Here is a 17,531-nt window from a genome sequence, read left to right on the forward strand (position 1 = left end):
ATCTCGACTCTCAGCGATTTCGCAAGATGCGTGCGAGGTTCAGGAGTTTTGAGCTGATCTTCAGTCGTGCTGCCGCAGCGGCATGGACATTGATGGCGAACCGCAGCTTCCGGTCGGTGGTGAACAGGCCGATGACACCGCCGTCCTCTGCGAACTCGATGCCGTCGCCGACGGTGAGCAAGGCCGTCCGTCCGGTCACGGCCGGGGTGAACGGATCGGCCCAGCCATGTTGCAGGAAGAGGATCTGGCAGTCGGCGAGGTCGTCGGGTCCTCTGGTCTGGCGAACGTGGACCACCTGGTCGTTCACCGATTTGCCGGCAAGGCTCTCGATGGCTTCGAGCTGGTCCGTATTGCCTTCGAAGCAGATATTGAAGCGGCCGGGCGGGGAGCTTTCTTCCGGCCATTCCATGAACTTGGCGAAATTGTACAGATAGGCTGCCTTGACCTGCTCTTCCCGAGGTTCCGACAGTGCGAAACGAACGGTGACGCAGGACAGGACGACGGCGAGGCCGAGGAGATGGAGGGTTCGTTTTATGGCCGGTGGAACCGTTCTGTTCGGGGCGAAACGCTCGGGTTCATCATGGTTCGCAGATGGTTTCGAAGTGATGAAGATCCCGTTCGTGGGGCATTGCAACGCATTCGCACCGTTATCGGGGGCCTGGTCCGGCTGCGTGGTCACGATGGCTGGTCGCTGCGGCAGGGTTCAGAAATCCACGGCGATCTTGCCGTATATCGAGCGTTCCACGCGCCCGGTGACGGCTGACGGAAACTCTGTTCCATGTTCCTTGTGAGCGTCATGAAGGAGGTTCTGGCCGACGATGGACAATTCGACGCCGTCGACGGGTTTCCACGCCAGGCGCACGTCCATTTCGCCGTAGCTGTTGACATTGGGGTAGCGGATCTGGCCGATGATCCGCCCGATCACGCCGACCTGGAGCGTATCGGTCAGGTCATGGGTGAGATGGGCAAAGACCTGGTTTCGCGCCAGGTTGTCTTCGAAGGCCGGCAGCAGGGCGCGGTCGTCTTCGGTGTTGTCGGTGACCTTGATGTCGATGTTCGCGAAGCTGTAGCCTGTACGCAGGCGGGTACCCGCCATGGGCCGGTAGTCTATGCTGATTTCGCCGCCGACCGTGTGGCCCTCGATGTTGTTGTCGAACTGCTCGATCAGGCCGACATGCGGCGGAGGGGCGGCAACATTCAGGCCGATCTGCGATAACCCGATCATGTTCCTGTAGAAATTCGCGAAGGTAGCAATATCGATGTTGAGATTGTCGCCGATCTGGGAACGGTAGCCGAGTTCGAAGGCCCACATCTCCTCGGAGTCGACGTCGTTGTTCTCGATGACACGTAATGCGGTTGGCAGCGGTACCGCAATTGAGGGAGGTGTGACGTTGAGAAGAGCATTGAGATCGCGGTCCAGCGATGAAGGCGTGCGAACCGCGCGTGACACGGCTCCCCAGATCGAGTTCGAGTCGTCAATGCGGTAATTGCCACGCAATGTGGGTTGAATCTCGAACCCCGTGAAATCGTTGTGCTCGAACTTGACGCCCACCGATGCGGTGAGATGATCGGCAATGATCTCGATGTCGTCGTGGATGAAGGCGCTGAACACGTTGTCGGCGCGGTCGAGGTCGAACTGGATGTTGCCGGAAGTCTTGAGATCGATGAGATTGCTGCGAAACCCGATACCCCAGACGATCGACTGGCGATCGCCGAAATCGAATTGCTGGTTCAGTTCCAGATCTATGGTGCTGTAATGGGCGTGCTCGGTCGGGGCCAGGTAGTCGTTCACATGCATGCTGTCGACATAGGCCTGAAAACTGACCTTGTTGTCTTCCCCAAGTGCATGGTCCCATTTGCCCATGAGGAAACCCTGGTTGACCGTGCTGTTTTCGTCGCGTGTCAGGGCATAGGGAGCCACGAGCGAAAAACTGCGCAGGCTTTCGTCGATCGACTGCCGGGCGATCTGGCCCTGGAAACTGAACTGGTCGACCGTGCCGTCCTTGTCGGCGCGAAAGCCGATGCGACCGTCGGTAAGGCCGTCATCGAGCGTTTCGTCGGGCAGGGACTTGAGCCCGTCATAATGCCGTGCCTTGCCGTAGATCCGGTAGTAGCCATCCTCGCCGAACGTTCCGCCATGGCGCATCTCCCCGGCGAGGTCGCCATTGCTTCCCGCGAGCATGGTTCCGTGCGTGCCCTGTGTCTGGGATGCCTTCTTGGTGATGATGTTGATGACACCGTTGACGGCATTCGCACCCCATACCGAAGCGCCCGGGCCGCGGATCACCTCGATCCGGTCGATGTCGTCGAGCACGAGATCCTGCATGCCCCACATCACGCCGGAATAGAGCGACCAGTAGACGCTGCGGCCATCGATCAGCACGAGCAGCTTGTTGGAGAACAATTGCTGGCCACCGCGAACGCCGATGGCCCACTTGTCGGCATTGATGCGGGCGACACTGACGCCGGGAACCAGCCGCAGGGCCTCGGGGATGCTCGTATAACCCGATTCGCGAATTTCCTCGCCCGTGAGGACATAGATCGCCGAAGGTGTTTCGGCGACGCTCTGGGCCTTCTTGGATACCGAGGTTACCTCGATATCCATGAGGTCTTCGAGATCGAGCAGGGTGAGGTCGTCGGATGCCGCCTCGGCCAGGACACTGGCCGGGATCAGCGCCATCAACACCGCAAGACCGACGTGCGTGAAACCGGATCCGGCCATCGAGCATGCTCCACATCAATAGAAATATCTACTATTGGTAGAATTATTTCCAATGCAATCATTTTTATGGAGAATTTTTCATAAATTCGAACGAGCCCGGGCAGGGCAAATGCGGGATGCCGCCTTAACTAAAAATTCATCGCATGACGATAGAACATGGCGTCGGATGTTTTTTGTCCGTTCTTTGGAACCTCAGAGGGCAGGCTTGGCGAATCCCGAAACCGATTCCATGCTGGACACGGATGTCCCTTCGTCTTTACCGGAGGGGTCGAGGCCGCTGGTGCTGGTTGCCGACGATGATGAAATCAACCGCTTCCTCTGCCGGGAATCGCTGGTCGCTGCGGGGTTCGACGTGGTCGAGGCGGCCGATGGCTCGCAGGCACTCAAACTGGCTCACGAGTGTCATCCCGACATCGTTCTCATGGACGTGATCATGAGCCCGATGGACGGGTTCGCGGCCTGCCGCGAGATACGAAGCAGCGCCCGCCTCCATGATGTTCCGCTGGTCATGATGACGGGCAACGATGACAGTGGTTCGGTCGCCATGGCCTACGATGCCGGCGCTACCGATTTCATCAACAAGCCGATTTCGCCCATACTGCTCAATCACAGGCTGCGCTATGTTCACCGTGCCAGCCTCGCCTTCGTCGAATTGCAGGCGAATCGCGAGGAACTGGTGCGGGCGCAGCGTATGGCGCGCCTGGGTGCGATCATGATCGACCTGCGCAGGAGGACCGCCCGGATCAGCCGCGAGGCGGCACTGGTCCTCGACCGGGGCAAGGACGAACTGGTGCTGTCGCTGCGTGCGCTCATGCGCCGTCTGGAAGCCGACGATTATCGCCGCCTGATGCAGGAATTCGCCAGGGCCGTGGAACTGCGCGAATCGCTGGCTACCGAATTCCGCTACCGTCGGCCCAATGGCGGCATTCTCACCTTGTCACTGCGTGGCGAAGCGGAATTTGTCGGCGACGAGCCGGTGCGTGTCCGGATCATCGTGCAGGACGTGAGCGAGTTGAAGGAGGCCGAGGCCCGGGTGCGCTATCTTGCCCACCACGACGTGCTGACCGGTCTTCCCAACCGCTTTTCGTTCAACGAAAAGGTTGTCGAAGCCCTGCGTCCTGCCGGCCGCCGTGTCCGCCAGGGGGCGCTGCATCTCATCGACCTCGACCGGTTCAAGGAGGTCAACGACACGCTCGGCCATGCCGTTGGCGACGAATTGCTGCGCCAGGTTGCGGCGCGTCTGGGTAACCACCTGCGTGGCGAGGACTTCATTGCCCGGCTGGGGGGTGACGAGTTCGCCATTATCCAGGCCAATACCTCCAGCGAGGACCATGCGCTCGTTTTTGCCAATAGGCTTCTCGAAATCTTCAACGAACCGTTCCTGCTCGATGGCCACCGGGTCACCTGTGGTGCCAGCATCGGCATCATGCTCTACCCCTGCGGTGACATGACCGGCGAAAACCTGCTCTCGCACGCTGATCTCGCCCTTTACAGCGCCAAGCGCGAAGGGCGGCGCACCGCCCGCGTATTCGAGGCGTCGATGGACCACGACCTGCGCATGCGCAAGCAGATCGAGCAGGATGTGCGCGACGGATTCGATCGGCACTGGTTCGAGCTGTATTTCCAGCCGCAGTTTTGCGCAAGAACTGGCGGGGTGACGGGTGCCGAGGCGTTGCTGCGATTGCGCCATCCCGTGCGGGGCATGGTCGGCCCCGCGAGTTTCGTGCCTGTCGCCGAAGATGTCGGGCTGATCCTGCCACTCGGTCGCTGGGTGATCCGGGAGGCCTGCAACCGTGCAGCCCGCCTTCGGGTCAACGGTGCACCCTTGCGCGTTTCGGTCAATCTCAGTCCGGTACAGCTCAAGGATGGCGATCTCTTTACGACCATTCTGACCGCACTCGACCGTAGCGGACTTCCACCGGAATGTCTGGAGATCGAGGTGACCGAGAGCATGATCATGGAGAATCCGGCCCATGCCGCCGAGGTGCTGGGACGCATCCGCGAACTCGGCGTGGCCGTCGCCATGGACGATTTCGGAACCGGTTACTCGTCGTTTCAGCAACTCCGCTCCTTTCCGATGGACCGCATCAAGATCGATCGCGCGTTCATCACCGATATCGACACCGATCGCGAGGCCGAGGCCATCGTCCGTACGATCCTCGGGCTGTGCGAGACTCTCGGTCTGAATTCCACGGCCGAAGGAGTTGAAACCGAGGCACAACTTGCCATCCTGCGTGCGTCGAGCTGCGAGGAGATCCAGGGGTTCCTTCTCTCCCGTCCGCTCGATCCGGCAACCTTCCTCGATTTTCTCGAACGGACGAACGCATCGGCGGCCGCTGCTTGCAACCATGTCTCTCTTGCCGTCCCGTAACGCCCTCGCGTACCGGACAAAGAAAAAGGGCCGGCTATTCGCCGGCCCTTGCCATCACTCAAGTTCCCGTCAGGGAACGGCGATGAAGGTCAGAGCTGGATGACCGCATCGTTGAGGACGATGGTGGCACCGCCGCTGATGAGCGCATCGCCAGCCTGGTCGCCGGTCACCTCGCCCGCCTGGTAGAGCAGGTTCTCGGCACCCTGCACGCGGATGTCGCCGAGGAACGCGCCCTTGGCACCGTGGAGCGAAATCAGTGCGGTGCTGTCGTTCAGCTTGCTGATGGTGACCTCGGCCAGCTTGGCGACGTCGGTCAGGTCGATCTGGTCGTTCCAGCCGAAGTCCTTGATGAAGTCGTGCTCGGGAGCATCGGAGCTGTACGACGCGAAGGTGTAGACGTCGGCACCGCCGCCGCCATAGAGCGTGTCGTTGCCCTCGCCACCGTCGATGACGTCCTGACCGCCGCGGCCATAGATGGTGTCGTTGCCGGCACCACCATTGAGGTTATCGGCACCTGTGCCGCCGTCGATGGTGTCCCTGCCGTCGCCACCGTCGATGGTGTCGTTGCCTTCCTCGCCGAAGAGCTCGTCGGCACCTGTGCCGCCGTCGATGGTGTCGTCGCCTTCACCGCCGTAGATGTAGTCGATGCCGCCATCGCCGTTCAGGGTGTCGTTTCCACCCTCGCCGAAGATGGTGTCGGAACCGTTGCCACCGCTGACAACATCGTCCCCGGCGCCGGCTTCGATCCAGTCAGCGCCACCTCCGCCATTGATGATGTCGCCGAAGGCGCTGCCGGTGATGTCGTCATCGCCGCCATTGCCGTTGATGGTGAACTGGACCGTGCCGCCGACAATCGTCTGCAGGGTGACGGCAAGGGCGATGTTGCCGTTGGAAATGCTGGTTGCGTCGATGGTGTCGTTGTCACCGTCGCCGGTCATCGTGACATAGAGCGTCTGGTCGGTACCGATACCGCCCAGGGAGGATTCGGTTACAGTCATCGGTTTCTCCCTCAGAGATGATGTAAATGACTTTGATACAAAAGGTTGCAACTGAGATGACAGAAGTGCTGGTGTTTTGATTTTCCCTTTTCGACGAAAGGTTTTGTCACTTGGTAGTCGGCTGCGGAAATTTGTACAAGATGGATTTTTCGCAATATTTTAATTCATCTAAAAGTTGAAAATTTTCAAAGATACTTAATCACCAGGCGTATTATATTGTCGTATTTCACCTGATCCTTGCCGTTGTTTCGGGAACAAGGCCCAGGTTTGCCGAATGTGACACGCGGATTGCCGGAACGGCCATCGATGGTGGTGTGGAAACGTTGTAAGGATGTCGGCAACAACCATCCATCCCCGCACCGGTGCTGGACCGGCGCGGGGAGGTGCCTTTCAATGTCGGGCGGTCAGCTGCCCATCTTCTTCTGCATGTTGGTGTCGAGGGCTTCGAGGAACTTGTTGGTAGTCAGCCAGGGCTGGTCGGGACCGATGAGCAGGGCGAGGTCCTTGGTCATCTGGCCGCCCTCGACGGTCTCGATGCAGACTTCCTCAAGCTTCTGCGCGAACTCGGATACCGCCGGCGTCTCGTCGAGCTTGCCCCTGTAAGTGAGGCCGCGGGTCCAGGCGAAGATCGAGGCGATGGGGTTGGTCGAGGTTTCCTTGCCTTGCTGGTGCTGGCGATAGTGGCGGGTGACGGTGCCGTGCGCCGCCTCGGCCTCGACGGTATTGCCGTCGGGTGTCATCAGCACGGAGGTCATGAGGCCGAGCGAGCCGAAGCCCTGGGCCACGGTGTCGGACTGGACATCGCCGTCATAGTTCTTGCAGGCCCAGACGAAGGCGCCGTTCCACTTCATCGCACAGGCGACCATGTCGTCGATGAGGCGGTGCTCGTAGGTGATGCCGGCCTTCTTGAACTTGTCCTTGAATTCGCTCTCGAAGACTTCCTCGAACAGATCCTTGAAGCGACCGTCATACTTCTTGAGAATGGTGTTCTTCGTGGAGAGATAGACCGGCCAGTTGCGCAGGAGGCCGTAGTTCATGCAGGCGCGGGCGAAGTCGCGGATGCTGTCGTCGAGATTGTACATGCCCATGGCGACGCCGGCGCTCGGAAACTTGAACACCTCGAATTCGATGGGTTCGCCGCCGCCTTCGGGCTCGAATTTCATGGTCAGCCTGCCCTTGCCGGGGACAAGGAAGTCGGTGGCGCGGTACTGGTCGCCGAAGGCATGACGGCCGATGACGATGGGCTGGGTCCAGCCGGGAACTAGGCGCGGGACGTTCCTGCAGATGATCGGCTCGCGGAAGACGGTGCCGCCGAGAATGTTGCGGATGGTGCCGTTGGGCGACCGCCACATCTGCTTGAGGCCGAATTCCTCGACCCGCTGCTCGTCGGGGGTGATGGTGGCGCACTTGACGCCGACATTGTGCTTCTTGATCGCTTCGGCGGCGTCGATGGTGATCTGGTCGTCGGTCTCGTCGCGCTTCTGGATGGAGAGGTCGTAGTAAAGCAGGTCGACATCCAGATAGGGATGGATCAGCTTGTCCTTGATCATCTCCCAGATGATCCGGGTCATTTCGTCGCCGTCGATCTCGACGATCGGATTTTTCACCTTGATCTTGCTCATGCCTCTACCTCTCGGGTGCCATACACTCGGCATTGCGTCTAGCGCAGGGATGCGGACGGGGACAGGGTATAGCGGTGCCGGGTCGCAGCGAACAGGGGCCGTTTGGTGTGTTCCCGCCGGTACACCGGGCAGTCTGAGGGGCCGTCCCGGTGTACGAATTCCATAATTCGGCAGACACCCGGTTTGATATCGGCTTGCCGAACATGTAAAGCAAACCACATAACGCACCGAGAGTTAATCCAGGAGATCGACAAGTGGCCGTGGAGGGAACCGTCGTCGCGGCGGACGAGGATCTGAACCTGCCCGAACTGCCCGACCGCGAGGTCGAGGTATCGAAGACCTTCGGTTTCGAATCCGGACTGAAGGTCGGCGCATTCGGCACACGCTCGGTCTATGTGCCCGATATCGACGAGACCTACCAGTTCGACCGGCCGACGACGCTGGCGATCCTTGCCGGTTTCCAGCACAACCGCCGGGTCATGATCCAGGGGTATCACGGCACGGGCAAGTCCACTCACATCGAACAGGTGGCTGCAAGGCTGAACTGGCCGTGCATCCGGGTCAATCTCGACAGCCACATCAGCCGTATCGACCTCATCGGCAAGGACGCCATCGTCCTGCGTGACGGCCAGCAGGTCACGGAGTATCGCGAGGGCATCCTGCCCTGGTCGCTGCAGCGCCCCGTGGCGCTGGTCTTCGACGAGTATGACGCCGGTCGTCCGGACGTGATGTTCGTGATCCAGCGCGTCCTGGAGGCGCAGGGCCGCATGACCCTGCTCGACCAGAACAAGGTCATCCGTCCGCATCCGTCCTTCCGGCTGTTTGCCACCGCCAACACGGTAGGGCTGGGTGATACCTCGGGGTTGTATCATGGTACCCAGCAGATCAATCAGGGCCAGATGGACCGCTGGTCGGTCGTGACCCAGCTCAACTACCTCCATCACGATGACGAGTGCCGCATCGTGATGGCCAAGATGCCGGGCTGGGACACGGCGGACGGGCGCAAGAAGATCGAGTCCATGGTGCGGCTGGCCGACATGACCCGGCGCGGCTTCATCAGTGGCGACATCTCGACGGTCATGTCGCCGCGCACGGTCATCACATGGGCGGAGAATGCGTCGATCTTCGACGACCTGCCGTTTGCCTTCCGGGTGACCTTCCTCAACAAGTGCGATGAGGCCGAGCGTCACATCATCGCCGAATACTATCAGCGCTGCTTCGGCACGGAGCTGCCCGAATCTGTCGCCAATCTGGTCCATGCCTGAGCACCTGCACGACTTCGAGCGCGCGATCGCGAGCACGGCGCGGGCGATTTCCGAGGATCGCGACCTCGAAGTCAGCTTCAGGGCGTCGGGCAAGCGCGGGCCCGGAAAGCAGGCCACGGCCGCCGCCAACGTGTTGCGGGTAGCACCGCCGCGTCAGGACTGGGCCGACCACGAGATTGCCCGGGTGCGCGGCGAGACCGACAGCCATGCCCTGCGGGTGAGGCATCACGACAGTGCCGTTCACCGGCGTTTCGCCCCGCCGGGCGAGGTCGCCTCCATGCTCTATGACGGGCTTGAGCAGGTCAGGGTGGAAATGCTCGGCGGCCGGGACATGGCCGGACTCAGGGCCAATCTCGAACAGCTCTTCCGGTCGCGCAGCGAGGGAACGGAAGTCGGCCGCGATGGCAACATGGCCGAGATCGTCGAGCTCTACATGCGCGAGAAGATGCTGGGCTACGAGCTTGCGCCGGCCCAGGTCGAACAGCTCGATGCGTGGCGGGGATGGCTGGGCGAGCGTGTCGACGAGATCATGCCGGCCCTGCATGAACAGCTCGACCACCAGGATCTCTTCGCCCGCAAGGTGCGCGAGTTGTTGGCCGATTTGGGGTTGAGCGAGGAACTGGCCGATCTTCCCGAGGACACCGATCCGGATGAGGATCGGGACGAGGAGCAGAGTTCTTCGGACGATCGGGCGGACTCGACGAGCGGCGAACAGGATACCGAGGCAAGCCAGCAGGACGCGCGGAGCGAGGCGGATCAGGAGAGCAGTGGCGACAGCAGCGAGGAGGACATGTCGGCCGAAGCGATGGCCGACGAGAATGCCGAGCCCGGTGCCGATTCCGACCAGAATGACGATGCCCGCGTCAACCGGCCGAACGACATACCGCCCGGTGGCGAGCATCTGGCGTATCGCGTGTTTTCCAACCAGTATGACGAGGTGGTCACGGTCGATGAACTGTGCGGCCCCTCGGAGCTTACCCGTCTGCGCGCCCAGCTCGATGCGACGCTCGCCCGCTTCGAGGGCATGATCGGCCGGATCGCCAACCGCCTGCAGCGCAAGCTCATGGCGCAGCAGCAGCGTTCATGGCTGTTCGATCTCGATGAGGGCATACTCGACTCGGCGCGACTTGCGCGGATTGTCGCCAATCCCACACTGCCACTGTCCTACAAGCTTGAACGTGAAACCGAGTTCCGCGATACGGTCATCACCCTGCTGATCGACAATTCGGGCTCGATGCGCGGACGCCCGATCGCCGTTGCAGCCATGAGTGCGGACATCCTTGCGCGCACGCTGGAACGCTGCGGGGTGAAGGTCGAGATCCTCGGCTTCACCACCAAGGCGTGGAAGGGCGGGCAGTCGCGCGAGGCCTGGCTGCGCGCCGACAAGCCGGCCAATCCCGGGCGCCTCAACGATCTTCGCCACATCGTCTACAAGCCGGCGGATGCGCCGTGGCGGCGCGCGAAGCGCTCGCTGGGGCTGATGCTGCGCGAGGGGTTGCTGAAGGAGAATATCGACGGCGAGGCGATCCTGTGGGCCCACCAGCGGTTGCTGGCCCGGCCGGAGCAGCGGCGCATTCTCATGGTGATTTCCGACGGTGCCCCCGTCGACGACAGCACACTTTCGGCCAATCCCGGAAATTATCTGGAAAAACATCTGCGCGACACGATCGAGTTCATCGAGACCCGCTCCGATGTGCAGTTGCTGGCGATCGGTATCGGTCACGATGTCACCCGGTATTATCGCCGGGCGGTGACGATCAGTGATCCGGAACAACTGGGCGGGACGGTACTGAACGAACTGTCGGCATTGTTCGACGACGATCAGCGGGGCCGGCGCGGCTGAAGCCCGATTCGGGTCCGCCCGGCCAATCTCGCTCCGTTCTTCTCACGGCATGGATCAGGCCCAGGGCCGCGCGGTTGCCCGTCAGCCGCCGTGGGCGACCGTCACGATGGCACCTTCCCGCGACGATTGGACAAGGGCGTCGATCAACCTGTGGACATGCAGCGCTTCGTTGCCGGGGATCCGGGGCTCCCTGCCTTCCGTTATCGCGTCGGCGAAATTCCCGATAAGATCGCGATGCCACTCATGCGGGAAGGCCATCGGGTCGGCGCCGCCGCCCGTTGTCGCCGGTTCGCCGAACCTGTCCCGGCGTCCGTCATGCCAGTCGACCGTCAGCGTCCCTGACTGGAGGTGAGCGGATGCCCGTTCGAAGTTGAAGGTGAGGGACTCCGCCTGTCCCGGATACATGGCGGTGCTGGCGACGATCGAACCGACGGCGCCGTTGGCGAAGCGCAGTCCGCCGGCAACGAAATCCTCGGTTTCCATACTGTGAAACGGTGTCGTGACGGCGAGGGCCTGGACTTGCGTCACCGGCCCGGTGAGCGAGAGCATGAGGTCGAGCGTGTGAATGGCCTGGCTGATGAGCACGCCGCCACCGTCGCGGGCATGGGTGCCACGGCCGGGCTCGTCGTAATACGCCTGTTCGCGCCACCATGGGACATGCGCCTGGACGATCCGGAGCGTGCCCATCGAGCCATCGGCCGCGAGTTCTGCGAGTTTTCGCGAGGCCATGCGGAAGCGGTGCTGGAAGACGATGCCCAGCGTGACGCCCGCGTCGGCACAGATGCCGACGATGCGTTCGGCGGCGGCGGTCGTCCGCTCCACGGGCTTTTCCATCAGGATATGCTTTCCCGCCTTGGCGAATTTCTCGACAAGATCCATGCGAGCATTGGGAGGTGTGATGAGAAGGATGGCATCCACCTTCGGATCACTGACCAGTCTGTCGAGACTATCGACGGCGGGGAACGACCACTTTCGGGAGAAGGCTGACCGTCGCTCGGGATCGCGGCTGAACACTCCGCGCACCTCGACCCTGTCTTCGAGGTCCCTCAGCGCCCTTGCATGCGGCAGGGCGGCCATGCCGGTCCCGACGACACCGATTCCGATTCTGGATGTCATGGCTGGACTCCGTTGACGATCGTCCGACCTTCGGCGTCGAACAGATGCAGGCATGGGCGTCGGAACGCCAGCGGCAACGACGCTCCCTTGTCGATCTGCACCTGGCCCTCGTGGTGGACCGTGAACTGGGGCAGGCCATCCACGCTCGCATAGAGGTAGGTTTCACCTCCGAGTTGTTCCAGCAGATCCACTCTTGCCGTCATGTCGGCAGACTCCTGATCGACAATATCAACATGTTCGGGACGAATGCCGAAGGTGATGCGATCGCCGGATCGCAGGCCACTGACGGCGGGAATGGCGAACTGGCCACCCGCAGTGACGATGCTCCACATGCCGTCGCGGTCTTCGACACGGCCCTCCACAAGGTTCATGCGGGGCGAGCCGATGAAGCCGGCGACGAATGTGTTTTTCGGATTGTTATACAGATCGAGGGGTGTGCCTTGCTGCGCTATGTGACCGCCGTTGAGCACGACGATGGTATCGGCAAGCGTCATCGCCTCCGTCTGGTCGTGCGTCACGTAGATCATCGTGCCGCCGATATTGCCGTGCAGGGAGGCCAGTTCCTTGCGCATGGCCACCCGCAGTTCGGCATCGAGATTGGACAGCGGCTCGTCGAACAGGAACGCCTTCGGGTCGCGCACGATGGCGCGGCCGATGGCCACGCGCTGCCGTTGACCGCCGGACAGCGCCCTGGGCTTGCGTTCGAGATAGGGCGTGATCTGCAGCATGTCCGCCGCCTTCCTGACACGCGTGTCGATTTCCGTTCGGGGCAGGCGCATGTTTTCGAGCCCGAAGGCCATGTTCCGGTAGACCGACATGTGCGGGTAGAGCGCGTAGGACTGGAAGACCATGGCCAGTCCGCGATCGGCAGCCGACACCTGATTGACGACTTCGCCGTCAATCAGAATGTCGCCGCTTGTCAGTTTCTCCAGACCGGCAATGAGACGCAGAAGGGTGGATTTGCCACAACCTGACGGTCCCACGAAGACGATGAAGCGGCCGCTTGCGATCGACAGGTCGATGCCATGGATGACCTCAAGCTCGCCATACGATTTGCGGACATTTTTCAGGACAATTTCGGTCATGGCCTTCCTATCGACTTCGCATCATGGCCGCCTGTCGCGGTTCGGCACGCTGCATCCGCAGCGGCGGGTGACCGGCGAGGATCTGCTTCACATCATCCAGCATCATGTCGCGAATGCGCTGGTATGATGCGGCCATGCCCCCGGCCAGATGCGCCGTGAAATGGACGTGGGGCATGGACCGGATCGGATCGTCCGGGGCAACGGGCTCCTGCGGATAGACATCGATCGCGGCGCGCAGGCGGCCGGAGGCGGTCATCTCCGCCAATGCCGTCAGGTCGACGACTTCCGCCCTGCTGGCAAGAATGACGGCCGCATCCTGTGGCAAAAGATCGAGTTTCCCCCTGTCGAGAAATCCTTCGTTTTCCGTTGTTACCCCGGCCAGGATGAACAGGAAGCGGCTGCGTTCCAGCAGGGCTTCCAGCGCCATCGGGCGGACGTATTGCGTTTCGAGATAGCGATCCGACAGCCACGGATCGTGGACCGCGATATCGCTTGTGAAAGGTCGCAGAAGGGGGACCAGTGACCGACCGAGATTGCCATACCCGATCAGGCCGACCGAACTGTCGAATAGCGACATTGCGCGACCGTTGCCTGCCACGCCATAAGCCTCGCGCCCCTCGCGGAAGGCCCGGTCGGCGGCGATCAGTCCACGACCGAGGGCTATTGCCTGGCCGATACAGAATTCGGCGACCGCCGGAGCCATGGCCGGTGCCGCCGACAGGACATGGATGCCGCGCGCCTGCGCGTGGGCATAGTCGATGTTCGGTTCCCAGTTGGCCTTGACGTTGAGGATCGCGCGCAAGTTCGGTGCACGGTCCAGCCGCTCGCGTGGCATGGCCGTCTGGCCGATGATGATGCTCACCTCCGGCAGGATCCGCTCCACCAGTCCGTCGGGCGCGCGCGACCCGAAATGACTCACCACGGAACCCAGGCCGGCCAGTTCCGCGGCCACGTCCGGCGTGTAGACCATGGCCTCGTTGCGAGGAAACGGGTCGAGGAAAATCAGGTGATGCTGGGTCATTTCATGCCCGTATTGGCGATGCCGGCGGTGATGAAGCGCTGCAGGAAGGCGAACACCAGCGCCACCGGGATGAGGGTGACGACGGTCATGGCCAGGACATAGTGCCACTGGACGTCGAGCTCGCCCTGGAAGGCGTTGAGGCCGACCTGCAATGTGTAGACTTCCGAGCGGTTGAGGATGACCAGCGGCCAGAGGAAGTCGTTCCACCGCCACATGACGGAGAAGATGGCGAGCACGGCGATGGCCGGAAGCGACAGCGGCAGGACGATCTTCCAGTAGATGGACCACTCGCTGGCCTTGTCCATGCGCGCCGCCTCGATGACGTCGCGCGGCAGGGTCAGCATGTACTGGCGAAGCAGGAAGACTCCCGTGGGCGTTGCAGCACCCGGCAGGATGACGCCCCAGAGCGAGTTGACCATTCCCAGTTCGGTGACCACGAGATAGGTCGGCACGAGAATGACGGTGATGGGGATCATCAAGGTACAGATCACGAACAGCATGATCGCATTGCGACCGGGAAATTCGTAGATCGCCAGGCCGTAGGCCGCCATCGAGTTGATCAGCAATGTTATCAGTGTGGCGACAATCGTCACGAATACGGAATTCTGCAGGTATTGCAGGAAGTTGAACCGCTGGAGCGGTTCGCTGTAGTTCTCCGTCGCGATGCGGAATTCACGGACCGGTTCGCGATCGCCGATCGGCAGGCGGAGAACTTCGCCGGGATTGTCGGGATCCACCATCTGTGCCTGGATGCCCACGCGCCGGATCTGTGCCAGTTCCCGGATACTTCCGTCCTCCATGGTCACGCGGAACAGGGGCAGGGGCTTGTCGTGACCTTCCACGGGAACGGAAATCTGCCCGAGCGGGAGAAAGGTCGGCGGATATTCGAGCAGCCCGGCCGGTGTCTTGAAGGATGACAGGACGAGCCACACGACCGGCCCGAACATCAGGATGACACCGAGCGCCAGATAGATGACGGCGAAAACGTCCGTCCAGTGCCTGCTGCCGTCGCGTTCGCGTCTCGCGGTGAGGAGATCGACAAGCCGCCGCATCAACTGCCGTCCTTTCGTCGTGTCAGCCCGAGTTGGACGATGGTCAGGACGAACAGGACGAGTCCCAGCAGTACCGAGGCCGCGGAGGCGAGACCGCGATTCTGGATCTGGTTGGTGAATCCTGTGTTGTAGATGTACTGCACGATGAACTGCGTGGCCGTTCCCGGTCCGCCGCCGGTCAGCACGAATACTTCATCGAAGATCTGCACGGCGCGGATCAGTGCCAGGACCAGCACGACAAGGAAGTTTGGCCAGAGCAGGGGCAGCGTGATGCGCCAGAACACCCGTTCCCGCGATGTTCCGTCCATTTCGGCCGCTTCGTAGAGATCACGCGGGATGGCCTGCAATCCGGCCAGCAGAATCAGTGTGTAGAAGCCCGTATGCGCCCACACCGATACGAAGATCGCCCAGAACATCGACCAGCCAGGGGAGACGAAGAACAGGATCTTGTCAATTCCGACGGATTCGAGCCCCGCATTGAGCAATCCCTCGCGCAGCAGGATCCATTTCCAGATCAACGCGACCACGACCGGCGACAGCAGCACCGGGAAGAAGAACACGGCGCGGAAGAAGCCGCGTCCGCGCATGTCCCGGTTGAGGATGAGTGCGGTGACCAGCGATACGAGGACCATGACCCCGACCTGAAAGAACACGAAGGCCGCCGTGTTGTAGATGGCGCGCCAGAACCGGTCCTGACGGCATGTCTTCGGGTCGAGATAGCTCGTGCATTCCATCAGGTAGGAATATTGCTCGCCGCCGACATAGGGCCTTTCCGACAGATAGAGATTGGTGCCGCCGGTCATTGAAAAGAAGAAATTGATGACCAGTGGCAATGCTACGAAAATGCCGAAAAACACCATGTTGGGAGCAACGAAGGCGTAAGGCATGCGCTGCCAGCCGACGATCCTCTGCACCGCCGCCATGACCGGTTCGAGAAGCCTGAAAACCAGTCCCGCCGGCCATGCGGCCCAGGCGCTCAAATGCTCGCCGAACCCCTTGCGCTCCCCCTCGTGCACGCGCTGTCCTCCCCGGACGATGGATGCCTCGCCAGCCAGCCGCCGGCCCGGAACGCCAAGTCCCGGGCCGGCCGGCGCCTGCTGTCACTGGCGCTGCTTTTCCTCGATCTGCTGCTGGACATCGCTGGTCATGCGTTCGAATGCCTCGTCGAGCGTCAGTTCGCCGACAATCGCCTCGCCCAGTCGGGAGATCAGCGCATTGAACATCACGCGATTGTATTTGTAGCCCTGCAGGTCGTAGGCAATGGGGGAGATGGTCGGAACCGCACCGGAGAATGTTTCGAGTGCATGTTTCGCGCGCGGGTCGTCCGTGGCGAAATCCACACCACCCCTGGCCAGCCCGAGATGCCCGGGGATGAACAGGGTCTTGCCGTAGAACTCGGCCAGCACATCCTTGCTGGCCAGATAATCCATCAGTTTGGCGACTTCCTCGGGATGTTCGGTATCCTTGATGGCGACCAGTGCTGCGCCGCCGGGCATGCCGGTGCAGGCCGCGGGGCCGCATGGGGCCGGTACCGCCCACCAGTCGAACGCGTCGCCGATCTTTTCGGCGAATTGCGGCACCTGCCAGGACCCGGACATGTACATCACGACCTGGGCGTTGGCGAATTCCTCGTTGGCGCCGAGATAGGTCGAACCGGATACCGAACCCCACAGGTCCTTGGCCATGGTGCCGTCCTGGTGCCAGTCATACAGCTTGGTGGCCATCGCCTTCAGGCCATCGTCCACCAGTGCAGGATTTCCCTTGTCGTCGAAGAACTTCGCGCCCATGGAGATCGCCGGCCCGGCAACGCGGTGCCCGGAACGGTCCCATGCCATCGGGATCGGGATGTCGAGTTTCTGCGCCACTTCCCTGGCCGCGCCGGCCCAGTCATCCCATGTTGCACCGTCGCCGGGCATGTCGACCCCGGCCTGCTCGAACAGCGTCTTGTTGACGTAGGGGCCGGTGACCGTGAGCTGGGTCATGAAGCCGGAAATGGCCTTGCTTTCGGCGTTGGGCCGCAGCCATTTGAGGAACGGGCCGAAGCTCTCCTCCCAATAGGCGGCGTCGGAGATGTAGGGCGTGAGATCCAGATAGTACTGCGACAGGCCACCGAGATCGGTGACGCGGGCGATGTCGGGACCTTCGCCGGCCTCAAGCTGGACGGGAAGGCTTTCCAGAATGGCCTTGTAGGGAACGATGTCGAGCGTCACCTTGATATCGGGATTCGCTTCCTCGAACTTGTCGAGGGCCGACCGCATCGCCTCGCTTTCATTGCCGTCATTGTACCAGCTGATGCGCAGATCGGTTTCGGCGAATGCCGCGCCGGCATTCAGGCCGACTGCGGCGACACCCGCCAGCAGCACCGGTTTCCACGAATATCCCATGTCCTGATCCTCCCTGACCTGTGTGCACAATGTCCTGTGCAATGCCCGGCTT

Annotated in this window: 13 protein-coding genes; 3 read left to right on the forward strand and 10 right to left on the reverse strand. The window is 61.7% G+C overall.

Annotated features, from left to right (window positions below; genetic code table 11):
- Positions 1-10 precede the first annotated feature (10 nt).
- Positions 11-679: a YfiR family protein gene (locus H6851_07875; protein MCB9943523.1), complete on the reverse strand. Its 669-nt coding sequence runs from the start codon at positions 677-679 to the stop codon at positions 11-13.
- 24 nt (positions 680-703) lie between these two features.
- The gene (locus tag H6851_07880; GenBank protein ID MCB9943524.1) at positions 704-2,722 is read right to left on the reverse strand and encodes a TonB-dependent receptor; all 2,019 of its coding nucleotides are present in this window, start codon (positions 2,720-2,722) and stop codon (positions 704-706) included.
- 205 nt (positions 2,723-2,927) lie between these two features.
- On the opposite strand from H6851_07880, the gene H6851_07885 reads away from it, so the two are divergent.
- Positions 2,928-5,093: an EAL domain-containing protein gene (locus H6851_07885; protein ID MCB9943525.1), complete on the forward strand. Its 2,166-nt coding sequence runs from the start codon at positions 2,928-2,930 to the stop codon at positions 5,091-5,093.
- Between the two features lie 89 nt (positions 5,094-5,182).
- Here H6851_07885 and H6851_07890 read toward each other — a convergent pair whose 3' ends face one another.
- Positions 5,183-6,091: a hypothetical protein gene (locus H6851_07890; GenBank protein ID MCB9943526.1), complete on the reverse strand. Its 909-nt coding sequence runs from the start codon at positions 6,089-6,091 to the stop codon at positions 5,183-5,185.
- 404 nt (positions 6,092-6,495) lie between these two features.
- Entirely contained in the window at positions 6,496-7,713 is a 1,218-nt protein-coding gene (locus H6851_07895) for an NADP-dependent isocitrate dehydrogenase (protein ID MCB9943527.1), read from the reverse strand.
- 260 nt (positions 7,714-7,973) lie between these two features.
- On the opposite strand from H6851_07895, the gene cobS reads away from it, so the two are divergent.
- Together cobS and H6851_07905 are read left to right on the forward strand one after the other, a co-directional pair.
- Positions 7,974-8,978 carry a cobaltochelatase subunit CobS gene (gene cobS / locus H6851_07900; protein MCB9943528.1) on the forward strand — a complete coding sequence of 335 codons (1,005 nt, stop codon included), beginning with the start codon at positions 7,974-7,976 and terminating at the stop codon, positions 8,976-8,978.
- Positions 8,971-10,821 (forward strand): cobaltochelatase subunit CobT, encoded by a 1,851-nt coding sequence (locus H6851_07905; GenBank protein MCB9943529.1) that lies wholly within the window; start codon positions 8,971-8,973, stop codon positions 10,819-10,821. The genes cobS and H6851_07905 overlap by 8 nt, the downstream gene beginning before the upstream one ends.
- An 81-nt stretch (positions 10,822-10,902) precedes the next feature.
- Here the strand turns inward: H6851_07905 and H6851_07910 are convergent, their stop codons facing one another.
- From H6851_07910 to H6851_07935, 6 genes are all read right to left on the reverse strand, one after another.
- Positions 10,903-11,937, reverse strand: coding sequence for a Gfo/Idh/MocA family oxidoreductase (locus H6851_07910; protein ID MCB9943530.1), 1,035 nt, complete (start codon positions 11,935-11,937; stop codon positions 10,903-10,905).
- Positions 11,934-13,022 (reverse strand): sn-glycerol-3-phosphate ABC transporter ATP-binding protein UgpC, encoded by a 1,089-nt coding sequence (gene ugpC, locus H6851_07915; protein MCB9943531.1) that lies wholly within the window; start codon positions 13,020-13,022, stop codon positions 11,934-11,936. Before ugpC ends, H6851_07910 begins: the two co-directional genes overlap by 4 nt.
- Positions 13,023-13,029: 7 nt before the next feature.
- Positions 13,030-14,043: a hydroxyacid dehydrogenase gene (locus H6851_07920; protein ID MCB9943532.1), complete on the reverse strand. Its 1,014-nt coding sequence runs from the start codon at positions 14,041-14,043 to the stop codon at positions 13,030-13,032.
- A complete protein-coding gene (locus tag H6851_07925) occupies positions 14,040-15,095 on the reverse strand; it encodes a carbohydrate ABC transporter permease (GenBank protein ID MCB9943533.1) in 1,056 nt (351 codons plus the stop codon). The genes H6851_07920 and H6851_07925 overlap by 4 nt, the downstream gene beginning before the upstream one ends.
- Positions 15,095-16,018, reverse strand: coding sequence for a sugar ABC transporter permease (locus H6851_07930; GenBank protein ID MCB9943534.1), 924 nt, complete (start codon positions 16,016-16,018; stop codon positions 15,095-15,097). Before H6851_07930 ends, H6851_07925 begins: the two co-directional genes overlap by 1 nt.
- Before the next feature lie 177 nt (positions 16,019-16,195).
- The gene (locus tag H6851_07935) at positions 16,196-17,479 is read right to left on the reverse strand and encodes a carbohydrate ABC transporter substrate-binding protein (protein ID MCB9943535.1); all 1,284 of its coding nucleotides are present in this window, start codon (positions 17,477-17,479) and stop codon (positions 16,196-16,198) included.
- Positions 17,480-17,531: the final 52 nt, after the last annotated feature.

This window comes from Geminicoccaceae bacterium (genome assembly GCA_020638465.1).
In the GTDB taxonomy this organism is placed as follows: Bacteria; Pseudomonadota; Alphaproteobacteria; order Geminicoccales; family Geminicoccaceae; genus JAGREO01.